The sequence below is a fragment of the Thermococcus sp. LS2 genome, assembly GCF_012027375.1.
Lineage (GTDB): Archaea > Methanobacteriota_B > Thermococci > Thermococcales > Thermococcaceae > Thermococcus_B.
In genome coordinates, this window is sequence record NZ_SNUI01000002.1 from 68623 (window position 1) to 82726 (window position 14104).

Sequence of the window (14104 nt, forward strand, 5' to 3'; positions counted from 1 at the left end):
AATCACCTCCCAAGAAGCCACATGTGCATGCTTTCAGCAGCTAGCAGTCCATCCAACACAGCTCTACCGACTTTTGAAGGTCCAATAACAACGTCACCAGCAGCAAATACTCCCTCTCTGCTTGTCATGTGCCTTGAATCAACAACAATTCTGCCCTTCTTGTCAACAGCGATTCCAACATCTTCAGCAAAAGGTGGTGTAGGTCTTTGTCCAACTGCAAAGACCACATAATCTATATCGATTTGGAAGTTTGAGCCTTCGATTGGAATTGGTCTCCTTCTTCCGCTTTCGTCTGGCTCTCCAAGCTTACATTTTTGCAACTCGACAGCGACAACTTTTCCGTGTTCACCAATTATTCTCACGGGAACTGTAAGCTCGAGCCACCTAACACCTCTCTGCTTAAGGAGGTTTATTTCATAAGCACCGGCGGGAGCTTCTCTTATGGTTCTTCTGTAGCTCATGTAAACCTTCTCTGCTCCAAGAAGTAAGCTTTCCATAGCAGCATCTACAGCTGTGTGTCCAGCTCCAACTACCATGACCCTCTTTCCTTCAATCGGCGGAACCTCGTCCCAGCTCATGTGACCGAGCTTTGCCGATTTGATTTTGAAGAGGTAGTCCAAAGCCGGATAAACTCCCTCTAATTCAACGCCCTCAATGTTTGGCATCCATGACTCCCAAGTTCCTGTGGCAATTAGAACTGCATCGTATTTTTCAACCAGCTCATTGAAGTTTACAACATTCTCGACGAATTCGTCTCCTTCCTCTTCACCGTTTCCAAAGGCAACTTTAGTCCTTGGGAAAAACTTGACTTCAAAAACATTTTCAAGCTCTTCATAACCTTTTCTGACTCTGTATATCGGTATTCTGAACTCTGGAATCCCAAAGAGCATTAATCCACCAGGCTCCGGTAGCTTATCATACACATGAACTTCATGACCATGGCAGACTAAGTATCCAGCGGCACTTAGCCCAGCGGGCCCTGCACCGATTATTGCGATTTTTTTCCCTGTTGGTTCGGGTTTTTCCCTACATAGGAAAGCAAATCTCATACCTTTCATTAAAATTCACCTCCTAAATTAAATACCCCTCATATTTGTCAGAGACAAAGGAAATCTTCTTCATTTTGCATTCATCACAGATAAACGCAAACTCAATCTTTTCACCCATTTTGAGCAACTGTTGAGCATAATATTCGGCTTCTTTTTTAGTGCGCATCATCTTTCTGCCGCATTCGAGGCAGTGAGCATATTCAAATTCTAGGGTTATTTTGTCTGGCTTTCTCTCTATTGCCCTAGTTGGGCATACCTCATTGCACTCAAAGCTGCAGTTGCCGCAGTTTTCGGGAGAAAAGTGTATTGTTCTTTTGCTGTTATCAAATACCCTAATAGCGTCAAAAGGACATACATTTGCACATGCCGTACATCCGATGCATAGCTCAACTTTTAACATTTTCGCATCACTTTGGGCAGTTGAGTATTGATTTGAGCTGTAGAGCTCTTTTACATCCAAATGAATACTTCTTGTCATTTACATTTTTCAAAAGAGGTTATAAAAGCGTTTTTTAAACAAAGCTTTCTCAACCAAAGGTTAATTGTTTTGTTTATTCCAAAAATAAAAATAGAGAAAGTAATTGCTGTAGTTTATGTTTACATAGTTCTACATTAGATTTTATGTTAACTAGGGTATCGGACTAGCATAAAGAATAACAGATAACTAGACAATTTTTGTTTTCATTTTTATGAGCATGATAACAAAAATGATTAAGAAAGGATTTTTAATCTATTAAACTTTTTTGTTTACTGTTTTGCTTTAAATCTCCAAAATTCTGAACTTTTAGTTGGAAATCTCTTGTTTTAGAAAAGTTTTTATAGGGCTAAAAATAATGTACTATTGAATACATTTGGAGGGATGTACAATGTTGTGGGAATCCCAAATCCCCATAAACCAGATTTTTGAGCTCCGTTGCAGGACTATTGACTATTTTGGTGTCGGCGCAATTAACAAGTTCTATGACATAGCCAAAGACCTTAAGGAAAACCGTGGCATAAGTAGAGTTATCCTCGTTACTGGAAAAAGCTCATACAAGAAGTGTGGCGCTTGGGATGTTGTTAAGCCAGCCCTCGAGGAAAACGGCATTGAGTACGTTCACTACGACAAAGTTGGTCCAAACCCAACAGTTGACATGGTCGATGAAGCCGCACAAATGGGAAGAGAGTTTGGAGCACAGGCTGTTATAGGAATCGGTGGAGGAAGCCCAATAGACACTGCCAAGAGCGTTGCTATTTTGCTTGAGTATACTGACAAAACCGCAAGAGAGCTCTACAAGCTCCAGTTCTCTCCAAGAAAAGCAAAGCCAATTATTGCCATAAACACTACCCATGGTACTGGAACTGAGGTTAACAGATTTGCGGTTGCTTCAATCCTTGAGGAAGAGTACAAACCAGCCATAGCTTACGACTGTATCTACCCGCTCTACTCCATCGATGATCCCACACTCATGACAAAGCTTCCAGCAGATCAGACCCGCTACGTAACAATTGATGCCCTCAACCATGTCAACGAGGCCGCTACAACAAAGGTTGCCACACCATATTCAATACTTCTTGCAAAGGAAACTGCCAGGCTCATCTTTGACTACCTCCCAGAGGCCCTGATTCACCCAGACAACCTTCAAGCAAGGTACTATCTCCTCTACGCTTCAGCAATAGCTGGAATTAGCTTCGATAATGGTCTACTCCACTTCACCCACGCTCTCGAGCACCCGCTCAGCGCTGTAAAGTCAGACCTTCCACATGGTCTTGGTCTTGCAATTCTCTTACCAGCAGTTATCAAGCACATTTACCCAGCCACTGCAAGGATACTTGCTGAGATATACAGACCACTCGTTCCAGAAGTTAAAGGAGTTCCTGGAGAGGCAGAGCTCGTAGCCAAGAAGGTTGAAGAATGGTTGTTTGCTATTGGCATTACCCAGAAACTCACTGATGTTGGATTCTCGGAGGATGACGTGAAGAGGCTTACAGAACTTGCAATGACAACACCAAGCCTTGACCTGCTCCTGTCCCTTGCACCAGTTGAGGCTACAAAAGAGACCATTGAAGCAATTTATCGCGACTCACTTTATCCACTTAGCAAGTGACGTAAGGGGTATTTTTCTCTTTTTTTCTTTTGACTTCTTGCTTACCTCGCTCTCGACAATGAGCTCACGAGAAAAAGTTGAAAATACTGCTCCTAAGGTTGTTGAGCTTATTGAGAAGATTGTTCACCCTTGAGCTTATACTTCACCAAATATCTCCCCCTCTCAAACTCTTCCTCGCTTTCTAGGACTTCGACAGGCTCAATATTTAATCCAAAGTTCATTGCCTCCCACTTTATATCGTCAAAGTAATCGTAAAGTCCACAGGTTTTACAGAATGAGCCGTCAAACTCAATTATAACTTCATCACCTTCGACTTTGATAATTTTAGCTTGAGCTTCACTCCCATGATATTTATTAAACTCCTCGATAACTTTCTTTAGAGCTTCCATACCCCCACCTTAGTTTAGGTTAGTTTTTTGATTTAAAAAGTTTATTGAGCCAACCGAAGAGTTTAAAAATCAAACCCAAAAAGGTTAGTGCGATGATAAGGTTTGCCCAAAGGGAATACACTGACGAGGAGATTTACGAGATATTAGTTGATCCGGTTAGAGAGTGGTTTAGACGAAAGTTTGGAACATTTACACCCCCTCAGAGATATGCAGTCATTGAGATTCACAAGGGAGAAAATGTTCTGATTTCTTCACCAACGGGCAGCGGAAAAACTTTATCCGCTTTTCTTGCTGCCATAAATGAACTGATTTTGTTGGGGAAAGAGGGGAAGCTTGAGGATAAAATTTACGTCCTCTATGTTTCACCACTTAGAGCTTTGAACAACGATATTAGAAGGAACTTAGATGAGCCCCTTAGAGAAATTAGGGAAGTTGCTCAAGAAATGGGCTATGACCTGCCGGAGATAAGGGTTGCTGTAAGGACGAGCGACACTTCAAGTTATGAAAAGCAGAAGATGGTGAAGAAGCCCCCTCACATCTTAATTACAACCCCAGAAAGCTTAGCTATAGCTTTAAACGCTCCAAAGTTCCGCGAGAGGCTGAAGACTGTCAAATACGTCATAGTCGATGAAGTTCATGCTTTAGCTGAGAATAAGAGGGGAACCCATTTGATGCTCAGCCTTGAGAGATTACAAAATTTGGCCGGTGAGTTTGTGAGGATTGGTCTCAGTGCTACAATTCATCCGCTTGAAGAGATTGCAAAATTCGTTTTTGGCTTCAATGATGATGGAACTTCCCGTTCTGGTTTAATTGTTGATGTCAGCTTTGCAAAGAAAACTGAGATCAAAGTGGAGAGCGTAGTCGAGGATTTAGTTTATGCTCCAGCGAGCGAGCTGAGCGAAGCTTTGTATAAACGCCTAGATGAGCTCATCGAGCAGCATAGGACAGTTCTAATATTTACAAATACAAGGAGTGGTGCCGAGAGAGTGGCGTATCACCTCAAGAAAAAGTTCCCAAAATATGCAGAATTAATCGAAGCCCACCACTCAAGCCTCTCAAGGGATGTTAGGCTTGAAGTAGAGGAGAAATTGAAGAGAGGAGAGCTCAGAGCGGTAATTAGTAGTACATCGCTTGAGTTAGGGATAGACGTTGGAAGCATTGATTTAGTTGTTCTAATAGGCTCACCTAAGAGTGTTAACAGGGCTTTGCAGAGGATTGGGAGAGCTGGCCACAGACTGCACGAGGTCAGCAAGGGGGTAATTCTCGTTTTGGATAGAGATGACTTGGTCGAATGCACAGTCTTGGCCCATAATGCGAGGAATAGAAGATTGGACAGAGTTAAAATTCCGCAGAATCCCCTTGATGTTCTTGTCCAGCATGTTCTTGGCATGGCTTTGGAAAGGGTTTGGGATATTGGCGAGGCATATAAACTTGTGAGAAGAGCTTATCCCTACCGCAATTTGAGCTTTGAAGACTTCATGAGCGTTTTGAGATACTTAGCAGGGGAGTACGCTGGCTTGGAGGAGAAGAAGGTTTATGCAAAGATTTGGCTCGATGAAAAGGAGGGCAAATTTGGAAGAAGAGGAAAAATGACGAGAGCAATCTACTACATGAACACAGGAACAATTCCAGATGAGGCCAAGATTGAGGTTTATACGCTCGATAAGAGGTTCATTGGGACAGTTGAGGAAGAATTCGCTGAACGCTTGATGCCTGGAGACATTTTTGTTTTAGCTGGAAGAACGTATGAATTTAAGAAATCAAGAGGAAACAGGATCTACGTTGAGCCTAAAGAGGGTGCAAAGCCGACAATTCCAGCATGGTTTTCTGAGATGCTTCCCTTGAGCTTTGACTTAGCTTTAGATGTTCAGAGGTTTAGAAGAGAGGTTAAAAGTTTGCTGAACAACAGAAGAGCCGAAAGCTTTCTCATGAAGAAGTACCAGATTGATGAAAAAGCGGCAAAAGCAATTTTGGGTTACTTCAGGGAGCAAGACAGATACTCAACAATTCCAGATGATGAAACACTATTAGTTGAGGAGGTTTTGGAGGAGAGAAGGACAAAGTATTTCTTCCATACTCTCATCGGCAGGAGAGCAAATGAAGCACTGAGCAGGGCTTTTGCATATCTCGTGAGCAAAAAGAAGAGGTGCAACGTGGGAATAGCGATAAGTGACAACGGCTTTATGCTAATATTGCCGAGAGAAAAAAGGCTGAGTGAGGAGGAAGTTAAAGCCCTGTTCCAGCTTGATGATTTAAGAGGAACTCTTAAGAAAGCCTTGGACAACACGGAACTTTTGAAGAGGAGATTTAGGCACGTAGCTAATAGGGGACTACTCATCTTGAGGAGGTACATGGGAAGGAAGAAGAGCTTAAGCAGGCAGCAGCTGAACGCTCAAACCTTGCTGAGGCTTCTCAAGAAGAACTATCCAGACTTTCCACTTCTCAAGGAAGTTTATCGTGAGATCATGGAGGACAAGATGGATATTGAGAATGCCGAGCTATTTTTGAGCTGGGTTAGAGAAGGGAAGATAAAAATTGTTTTTGAACAAAATGAGCTGCCGAGTCCGTTTGCGTTCAACCTTGAAGTTATAGGTTCAAGCGATGTAGTGCTTATGGAGGATAGAAGAGAACTGATTAAACAATTGCATAAGAAGATAATGGTGATGATAGAAAAAGGTACTTCAACCTAAAAGTGTCAATAGGTGTTTCAACAATGATAGAGAGAAAGAAAATCCTCTTTGCTCTATGGATAGTGTTCAACTTCCTCCTGATATTCAGCATAATCCTTTACGAGACGGGCTACACCTTAGAAGGTTATCTGCCCGCTCACGGTGAGAAAGCTCTGAAATATGCTCCTATCTTATACTCCCAACCCAATGACAAGCCACAGTTGATTCTGTACTCTTTTGACCGTTCCGGCGGTGTTTGGTACTACGTGATCTGGGAAAGGGAAAAGGCTGGAATTCCAATTATAGACCAGTTCTATGACTACATCAGGCGCCTGTTCTATGGCTCAGCGATCGATGTTGAGGGGATAGTTGTTTATCCAAAAAACAGGACGATAACTTTTGAAACATATGGACATGAAAGGATACGGGCAAAGTTTGATTCATCGAATTGCTACTATGACAGAGTAACGATTATCAACTGCGTGGAAAATGAAACCCATGTTAAGGTTTACGTTGCAACTTGGAACCATCTCTTCACTCTAATTCCGCAGAACGGCACCGTGAAGGCAAACGTCAAGATGAAGCCTATGAGCCCAACTGACTACATTCGTTACAGCATTTTCCGGAGGATGAATGAAGGAATAAAAGAAGCAGTGATTAAAGATCTTGCGATAGCGAGCATTGTTACTGTTTTGCTGAATACCTTGATTTACCGCTTCGTGGTTCGTAGGAAGTACTAAAATCTTTTCTATTTTCGAGAACATCAAAAACACTAAAGAAAAACAAACAAAAAACTAGCTCTCGACGTCCAACACCTTAACCACAAAGGCCAGCAAATCTGTCAGCTCCTTCACTCTTGTTTCTGGTGAAGCTCCCATGTGGCCGCTCTTCGTCTCGACTCTCAAATAGACTGGAGCATTCACCTCTTTTAGACGCATGAGGAACTTTAATGCGTGAGCTGGATGAACTCTATCATCATGCAGACCTGTATAGATGAGCGTTGGCGGGTATTTTTGAGGCTTCACATTGTGATAAGGTGAATACTTCAGCAGAAATTCCCTATCCTTTGGATCATCAGGGTTTCCATATTCCGGAATCCAGACGCTGCCGATGTAGAGCTTGTGGAAGCGGAGCATATCAATGACTGGATATCCAATTAAAGCGGCGTCCATAACATCTGGTCTCTGTGTTAGCACGGCAGAAACTAAAAGTCCGCCGTTGCTCCTTCCCCAAGCAACAACTTTATAGCCCTCGCTCTTCAACTTCTCCAAAACAGCTATGAAGTCATCAAAGACGTTCTGCTTGTTCTCTCTCATTCCAGCTCTGTGCCACTCCTCACCGTACTCGCTACCACCCCTTAGATTTGCCATAACAAAGGTTCCACCGCGCTCGATGAAGGGAATCACCTGAGGAATGAACCTTGGGAGCAAGGCAATGTTGAAGCCGCCGTATCCAAAGACCCAAGCTTTTTTGTCTTCTGCTCCTTTTTTCTTAACCACAAAGTAGTGAATCCTGGTGCCGTCTTTTGATACTGCAAAGTCTTCACTTACTTCAAATTCTCCTTCAACTTTAACTTCATCAACCAGCTCAAGCTTTTCCCTAAAGCGGTAGAGCCTGTAGGGGACTGTAAAGCTTTCGTATCTGAGTAAAATCTGTTTTCCATCGCTGTCAAGCGGGTAAACCTGTCCTGGTATCTCAAAGCTTATCTCTTCCCTAAGCCTTCCATCAAGAGTGAACACCTTGAGCTTTGAAGAAGCGTGAACTAAGTATCCAGCGAGTATTTTATTATTGACGATAACAGCCCACTCAAGCGGAAACTCATCTTCTGGAATTATTTCCTCAGCTTTGTTATTTTCGATTGCAATGATCTTTCCAAGGCCTTTTCCTTCGCGCGTGTAGATGTAGAGCTTTCCGTTGATGACATCTATCGGATAAGCTGGAGCATCGCTTGAATATACTTTCTCCCACTTTTCTGGCTCGTCAATTGGGCCGAGGTAGATATCCGCTTTGTTCCAGCCGAATGTAACCGTCAGCATTGCCCACTTTCCATCTGTGCTTTTGCGCAGATTCATAAAGTAGCCTGAGCCAAGTCCCTTACCGAATACCATTATCTCCTCTTTTTCTTTCTTCAGAAAAATTCTCTCTGCTGGTGATTCCATACCATCAGGAGTTTTCTCCTTCCTGTAAAAGCGGGCGAAATAATAACCGTCATCAAGGAAAACAATGTTCCACAAGGAAGGCTTGATCTCCTCAATGATTTCTCCAGTTTTAAGGTCAATTATTCTCGTTATCCCTTCATCAGCCCCTCCAATTGAAAAGTTGTAGGCTAATCTTCTCCCTTCCTTGTCAACGGTGAAACTCTGAAGAAGAACCTCATCGCAAAGTTCCTCTTCAAGCTTTTTAGAATCAACTATAATCTCTCCAGTTTCAAAGAGCTTTATGAGCTGTCTCCCTGCTTCATTTATCTTTACAAAGGTTCCTCTCTTTGTAATCTGAGCTTCCCAGATGTTGGGCAGGTAATAATACTTCCTAACTTCATCAATCAGCTTTTCTGGTAAATCTCCAATGAATTCCCTAAAGCGCTTGTTCTCTTCCTCAACTAGCTTGAGAACGCGCTCATCATTTAGATTCTCCGTCCAGATGTATGGATCTTCCATTTAAACCACCATTAAGATGTTGGGCTTAGCGTTATTAAATGCATTATGGTGAGGCATAGACTAACCTTAAATACACAAAAAGCGAATTTTCGATGGTGATAACAATGATTCTTAGGGGTAAAGTCGTTGGTAGTGAAATTCCGCGCTTCAAGCACCGATGGTTTGGAATTCTTGAAGTTGAAGCTGAGGGGGAGAAGTACAAGCTCTATATGAGCGGTGTTGCCCAGTGGTTTGTAACTGGGGATGAAGTTGAAATTCATATAAAGAAAAAGCCGAAAGTCAAAAACGGCGAAAAAATTCTTAATTTTGACGATTATGAGCTTTATAAGTTCTACCAAGGGGATAAAATTAAAGTGTGGCCACTGTGGGAGAGGGAGTATGAAGCAAAGCGCTATTCTCCGCTAACCGGTGAGCTACTCTATACCTATAAAATTAAGGCGAGGGAAGCAACTTATGAGAGTGACTTTGAGGCGATAGCGGAGCTTGAGCAGTATCACTATGCATCTCAGAAGGAGAAAGTAGCACTGTGGAGGTGTGAAAACGGACATATATTTGAAGCGAATACCAAGCAGAAGTGTCCGGTCTGCGGGAGCGAAGATGTCCACATCTTAGAGATTAAAGGTTCAACTCCAGCCTCACGCTTCCTAATCCTTGAGCTTGAGAACAGAGAGGAGTATGAGCCAAGGATTTTAGCTTATGTAAGGGTTGACCCCCCAATTCCCCTGATGCACAGACGATTGCCTAACGGTGAAATAGAGAAGAACATCCGTGAAAGGGTCTTTCCAGAGGACTGGTTCCATCCAGCATTCTGGCCAGAGAAAATTTTGAAGGATCTTTATGAAGAGCTTAAAAAGAAATACTCCAAGAAAGTTGCTCGTTCAATGCTCTGGGAGAAAGCAAAATGGCAAGCCTTAAGAGAGAGCAACACTGCTGGAGCGAGAATTGCAAGAGTTGTTGTTCATCCAGACTACCGCTCCGATGGACTTGGTCAATTGAGCGTTAAAGCTGCTCTGGAGTGGATAGCTGAGAGAAGAATCCCGGAAATGAGAAAGAGGAAGCACATCGTTGAAACCATTGCCCAGATGGCTAGATATAATCCCTTCTTTGAAAAAGTTGGCTTTAAGTTCCTATGGGAAACAGCAAGCGGGAGACCTGTTCTATTTTACCCGCTGACTGATGAAGCTAAAGAATACATCGAGAGATTTTTGAAAGAAGACCCATATGCCCCCAAAGATGGAAGACTGTGGAGGCCGAGCTACGGAAAGGTTGAGCCGTTAAAGAGTTCGATAGTATTCAAAAATGTAAGCAAGGTTTTCGAGAGCGAGCTTGACATAAAAGGTCTTCCTGAGGAAATTCAAGAGCTTTTGAGGGCATTTGGGGTTAGACACAGGGTTATACAGAGACCCGTTTTGAGAAATCTCAATTTTGAAATCAAACCAAAAGAATTAATTGTTATCGTTGGGGCAAGCGGAGCTGGAAAGACGACACTTTTACGCTTAATCCTTGGAGCAGCTAAAGGCTACTGGGAGGAGAAGTACAGACCAACAAGCGGAAAAATTGAAGTTCCGGATAATGTTAAGGTTTCAGTTATGATTCCTGGAGAGTTTGAACCTTCTTTTGGTTCAGAGAGCATATTAGAACACGTTTACAGAAAAATCAAGGATTTAAATGCGGCAGTTGAAGTTTTAAACCGCTCTGGCTTGAGTGATGCTGTGCTTTACAGGGCAAAGTTTGGTGAGCTCTCCACAGGGCAGAAGGAGAGGGCTAAGATCGCATCTCTGCTTGCAGAGAAGCCGAATCTATTACTTATGGACGAGTTTGCTGCTCATCTTGATACTCTAACTGCTATGAGGGTTGCAAAGAAGGTCAGCGAGATAATTCGTGAAGCTGGAATTACGGCAGTGATAATCACCCACAGACCGGAGGTCGTTAAAGCCCTCGACCCTGATAAGGTGCTCTTTGTTGGCTACGGCACAGTTAGAGTTAGTGATGGAAGTGCTCACTCTTGACCATATTTTACTTTTCCTTTGAGCATGCAATATGATAATGGTGATGTAAATGATTGAGATAGTGGAGAGAGAGTACGAGATAACTGATGGATTGAAGCTTATTATCAGCAATGTCAACGGATTAATCAAAATAAATGGTTATGAGGGAGATACAATAAAAATGAAAGCAGAGAAGAAGTGGGGTCTTCTTGCGCCAGAGCCAAAAATCAAGGTAAAGAAGGAAGGAAATATTCTGAAAATCGAGGCTAAGTACAAGAAAACTTTTGGGATTAGCTTAGGTGGAAGCTCAGTAAACTTTGATATTCTTGTTCCGAAAACCGTCGAAGTAGAGAAAGTCGGCAGTGTAAACGGCAAAATCTCAATTTCAGATGTCAGTGGAGTTATTAAAATTGGAAACGTAAATGGGTCAATTGAGCTTGAAAATGTAGAAGTTAGCAAAGTTGGGAATGTGAATGGCTCAATAAAAGCTTTGTTAAGAGCAGTAAGAAACGACGTAAAGATTTCAACTGTAAACGGTTCAATAAAAGTTTTGCTCCCAAGAACTACTGATGCAACAATTTTGGCAAGCACGACAAATGGGAGAATTTTAGCGGAGGGTTTTGAGAACGTTACAACTTCTTCGGCAGGGACATTTGGACCCAAGAGTTTCAGTGCACAGCTTGGCTCCGGAAACTATTCAGTTAAGCTCTCCACAGTAAACGGAAGCATAGAGATTAGGCTCATATGACACAGAGCACGTCAAAGACGGCTGAACCAATCCAATGCAAAAGAAAGCTCGGCAGAAAGCTTTCGCTCTTTAAGTCCATTTTTGCGAAGATTATTCCGGCTATGAATGAGTATGGGATTTCCAATGGCGGCTTTCCTATGTGGATTAGAGTGTAGGGAATGTTCTGGGCTAAAATCCCAAGCCACTCGTTCTTTTTTACCAGCGGAAACAGCAGAATTCCTCTGTAGAATGCTTCGTGCGCAAACATTATGACTCCAACTAATAGCTCCTTAAAGATAAAATCACACCAAGAAGAGTAAATGAAAATCGGGTAAAAGCTCCGGAAGCTCTCCATTTTGGATGCATAAATGCTTAGCGGTAATGTTGCTAGGAAAAGAGCAAAAGCCCAGAGATAGCCTTCCTTTTTACCAACCTTAAACCCCAGCTCCTTTAGTTTGAATCCCAAGAGGTAAGCTACAATTAGGGGCAAAATAACGTAAAAGAGAGCGTCATAAAAAGCCCATTCGTAAATGTTGTTACCCCGATGCCAGTTGAGGACTATAAAGAGAAGAGAGATTAGATACAACCACTTCGAGTTCAGTGTTTTCTCCATTGATCACACCAACAAACTGACAGTCAAAGTGTGGATGTATCTTCTAACTTCTATCCCATGGTCTGTGAATACAATCCCAATTTCAAGGGGTCTTTTCGGATTTGCTCTTCTGTTGATTCTTATTCCTACCTCGTCACTAATTCTGTCCTTATTTATTCTTGAAAGCTCACTATACAGTAATGTGATGAAATTTCTGTAATCGTGCATCTCTTCCAAGAATTCTCTCTGTTCAGGATTAAGTCTTGGGAATATGTACCTCATGAAAAATGTTTCAAAACTTCCTCTTGTTTCTAGAGAATACACAAATAGAAGCCTATAGAATTCTCTATTTTTATTTCCAAACGAAGAATCTATGTGAAGTATTGATCTTCCTAGTAATTTACTGGCAATACTTAGATTCATGTTGATGGTCTGTATCCTCATGTCTCCTCCTCTAATTTGCATGTAGATGTACCTGTTATTTCCAAAATCCATGTATATGTCATCATAAAGGAGTATAAGCCGTCTGGGTTTTTGGAAAGTATATTCCAATATACGAAGGAGAATATTTTTTAATCGGCTCAATCTTCTTGGATTTCCGATTAATATTGTTTCTATGTTCATGATCTTTGAATACTCAACAGTATCATCATCAACATGGAAAACAATAGCCCTCCTCCATGCGGGCAAGTTGTATTTTGTCAGAATGTTAAGATCTAAAAGTGATACTGGTGCTTCTTTTTCGTAACGACCAAATCTCTTTCTGAAAATTACAATGGGATGATAACCAGAGGAGGGATTTAGAGGAGATACAGGAATTTCAGTAGCCTTTTTTAACGCTTCAATAGCTTTTCTAATTTTTGGAATATCATCCTTACTAAATCTATATGATAAATCTTCAAGCAGAATTTGCAGTTTTCTGTCATTTATACTCTGCATCTTAAACCACCAATATTATAGGATGCCCAAAGAAGAAATAAAAATTTCTAAAACTCTAAAAAGAAGGAGACATTATTTATCATTGGTTTTTATTGGTTTCTTTTTCAGTTTCTGCTTTCCCCTCTTCAGGATTTCTGCCTTCTTCAGTTTTCTTTTCTTCAGACTCTTCAACTTCACCTTCTTTAGATTCCTCGGTAATCTCTTCTTTGGTCTCGGCTTTAGCCTCTTCCTCAGCTTTCTTTACCTCTTCTTCAACTTTAAGTTCCGGAGGCTTCAAAAGCTCATCAATCGTAGGCTTAAACTCAACCTGCTCATAGCCAATGAATCTGAGGTCGCTCTCCAAGATGATTTCTCCGAGAATGAGTGTATTTCTGTCAATGTCAACGTCGCTAAAGTCGACTTTAACATCCTTCTCTCCGACCTCAATTTTAACTTTGCTCAAGTCCACCATTGGGAGTCTGAGCTCAATTAGGGCCTTGACCTTTTCAATTGGATCTTCAATCTTCTCTACAATTTCCACCTCATACACTATGGTCTTTCCAGCCAGCGGGTGGTTGAAATCAACCCTAACCCTTCCGCTTGAAACACTCAGAACTCTACCCTTAAGCTTCTTTCCACTTTCAGTCTCTATCTCGACTTCTAACCCTGGGAATGGCATGATTCCTTGTCTTCTAAACTGACCAAGGGTAAATGTCTTGATGAGCTTAGGATCTCTCCTTCCAAATGCCTTCTCTGGAGGAACTTCAATTATGTATTTCTTCCCAACCTCAAGCCCTTCAAGCTGTTCATCAAGCCCTCTGAGAACATGACCAGCACCGATTGCAATTGGCACCGGGCCGTAAATTCCTTTCTCACTGTAAATTCCAGCTTCCTTTGCAACTTCCTCATAGGTTGTGTCAAAGATTTCTCCAGTTTCTTTGACCTTTCCAATGTAATGAAGTCTTACAACATCTCCCTTTGCCACTTTCATGAGCATAACCTCCTGTTTTTTAAGCTGGTTTAAATTG

12 protein-coding genes are annotated in these 14104 nt (G+C 41.9%); 5 read left to right on the forward strand and 7 right to left on the reverse strand.

Annotation, left to right across the window (positions count from 1 at the left end):
• Nucleotides 1-2: 2 nt before the first annotated feature.
• Nucleotides 3-1058 carry an FAD-dependent oxidoreductase gene (locus E3E24_RS02950; RefSeq protein ID WP_167887170.1) on the reverse strand — a complete coding sequence of 352 codons (1056 nt, stop codon included), beginning with the start codon at nt 1056-1058 and terminating at the stop codon, nt 3-5.
• A 13-nt stretch (nt 1059-1071) separates the two neighbouring features.
• Complete coding sequence (locus tag E3E24_RS02955; RefSeq protein ID WP_240912215.1) at nt 1072-1527, reverse strand: 4Fe-4S dicluster domain-containing protein; 456 nt, start codon at nt 1525-1527, stop codon at nt 1072-1074.
• Nucleotides 1528-1915: 388 nt separating this feature from the next.
• Here E3E24_RS02955 and E3E24_RS02960 point away from each other — a divergent pair, with 388 nt between their 5' ends.
• Nucleotides 1916-3136: an iron-containing alcohol dehydrogenase gene (locus E3E24_RS02960; RefSeq protein ID WP_206205029.1), complete on the forward strand. Its 1221-nt coding sequence runs from the start codon at nt 1916-1918 to the stop codon at nt 3134-3136.
• A gap of 107 nt (nt 3137-3243) precedes the next feature.
• Here E3E24_RS02960 and E3E24_RS02965 read toward each other — a convergent pair whose 3' ends face one another.
• Nucleotides 3244-3525 carry a hypothetical protein gene (locus E3E24_RS02965; protein WP_167887171.1) on the reverse strand — a complete coding sequence of 94 codons (282 nt, stop codon included), beginning with the start codon at nt 3523-3525 and terminating at the stop codon, nt 3244-3246.
• Between the two features lie 92 nt (nt 3526-3617).
• Between E3E24_RS02965 and E3E24_RS02970 the strand changes: the two genes are divergently transcribed.
• Together E3E24_RS02970 and E3E24_RS02975 are read left to right on the forward strand one after the other, a co-directional pair.
• Nucleotides 3618-6215, forward strand: a complete 2598-nt coding sequence (locus E3E24_RS02970; RefSeq protein WP_167887172.1) for an ATP-dependent helicase — start codon at nt 3618-3620, stop codon at nt 6213-6215.
• Between the two features lie 23 nt (nt 6216-6238).
• Entirely contained in the window at nt 6239-6934 is a 696-nt protein-coding gene (locus E3E24_RS02975) for a hypothetical protein (RefSeq protein ID WP_167887173.1), read from the forward strand.
• A gap of 54 nt (nt 6935-6988) precedes the next feature.
• Here the strand turns inward: E3E24_RS02975 and E3E24_RS02980 are convergent, their stop codons facing one another.
• A complete protein-coding gene (locus tag E3E24_RS02980) occupies nt 6989-8851 on the reverse strand; it encodes a prolyl oligopeptidase family serine peptidase (protein ID WP_167887174.1) in 1863 nt (620 codons plus the stop codon).
• Between the two features lie 104 nt (nt 8852-8955).
• Between E3E24_RS02980 and E3E24_RS02985 the strand changes: the two genes are divergently transcribed.
• Together E3E24_RS02985 and E3E24_RS02990 are read left to right on the forward strand one after the other, a co-directional pair.
• Entirely contained in the window at nt 8956-10860 is a 1905-nt protein-coding gene (locus E3E24_RS02985) for a GNAT family N-acetyltransferase (RefSeq protein ID WP_167887192.1), read from the forward strand.
• A gap of 49 nt (nt 10861-10909) precedes the next feature.
• Nucleotides 10910-11587 carry a DUF4097 family beta strand repeat-containing protein gene (locus E3E24_RS02990; RefSeq protein ID WP_167887175.1) on the forward strand — a complete coding sequence of 226 codons (678 nt, stop codon included), beginning with the start codon at nt 10910-10912 and terminating at the stop codon, nt 11585-11587.
• Here the strand turns inward: E3E24_RS02990 and mrtA are convergent.
• The 3 genes from mrtA to E3E24_RS03005 form a co-directional block, all read right to left on the reverse strand.
• Nucleotides 11580-12179, reverse strand: a complete 600-nt coding sequence (gene mrtA / locus E3E24_RS02995) for a CPBP family archaeomyxosortase MrtA (protein WP_167887176.1) — start codon at nt 12177-12179, stop codon at nt 11580-11582. The genes E3E24_RS02990 and mrtA overlap by 8 nt on opposite strands.
• Nucleotides 12180-12182: 3 nt before the next feature.
• A complete protein-coding gene (locus E3E24_RS03000) occupies nt 12183-13097 on the reverse strand; it encodes a hypothetical protein (RefSeq protein ID WP_167887177.1) in 915 nt (304 codons plus the stop codon).
• Nucleotides 13098-13176: 79 nt separating this feature from the next.
• On the reverse strand, nt 13177-14073 hold the full coding sequence (locus E3E24_RS03005; protein WP_167887178.1) for a peptidylprolyl isomerase: 897 nt from the start codon (nt 14071-14073) through the stop codon (nt 13177-13179).
• Nucleotides 14074-14104: the final 31 nt, after the last annotated feature.

What these genes read in the sequence shown, in the direction of transcription:
- E3E24_RS02950 (WP_167887170.1), bottom strand. Translation starts at nt 1,058, where the DNA reads ATGAAAGGTATGAGATTTGCTTTCCTATGTAGGGAAAAACCCGAACCA.
- E3E24_RS02955 (WP_240912215.1), bottom strand. Translation starts at nt 1,527, where the DNA reads ATGACAAGAAGTATTCATTTGGATGTAAAAGAGCTCTACAGCTCAAAT.
- E3E24_RS02960 (WP_206205029.1), top strand. Translation starts at nt 1,916, where the DNA reads ATGTTGTGGGAATCCCAAATCCCCATAAACCAGATTTTTGAGCTCCGT.
- E3E24_RS02965 (WP_167887171.1), bottom strand. Translation starts at nt 3,525, where the DNA reads ATGGAAGCTCTAAAGAAAGTTATCGAGGAGTTTAATAAATATCATGGG.
- E3E24_RS02970 (WP_167887172.1), top strand. Translation starts at nt 3,618, where the DNA reads ATGATAAGGTTTGCCCAAAGGGAATACACTGACGAGGAGATTTACGAG.
- E3E24_RS02975 (WP_167887173.1), top strand. Translation starts at nt 6,239, where the DNA reads ATGATAGAGAGAAAGAAAATCCTCTTTGCTCTATGGATAGTGTTCAAC.
- E3E24_RS02980 (WP_167887174.1), bottom strand. Translation starts at nt 8,851, where the DNA reads ATGGAAGATCCATACATCTGGACGGAGAATCTAAATGATGAGCGCGTT.
- E3E24_RS02985 (WP_167887192.1), top strand. Translation starts at nt 8,956, where the DNA reads ATGATTCTTAGGGGTAAAGTCGTTGGTAGTGAAATTCCGCGCTTCAAG.
- E3E24_RS02990 (WP_167887175.1), top strand. Translation starts at nt 10,910, where the DNA reads ATGATTGAGATAGTGGAGAGAGAGTACGAGATAACTGATGGATTGAAG.
- mrtA (WP_167887176.1), bottom strand. Translation starts at nt 12,179, where the DNA reads ATGGAGAAAACACTGAACTCGAAGTGGTTGTATCTAATCTCTCTTCTC.
- E3E24_RS03000 (WP_167887177.1), bottom strand. Translation starts at nt 13,097, where the DNA reads ATGCAGAGTATAAATGACAGAAAACTGCAAATTCTGCTTGAAGATTTA.
- E3E24_RS03005 (WP_167887178.1), bottom strand. Translation starts at nt 14,073, where the DNA reads ATGCTCATGAAAGTGGCAAAGGGAGATGTTGTAAGACTTCATTACATT.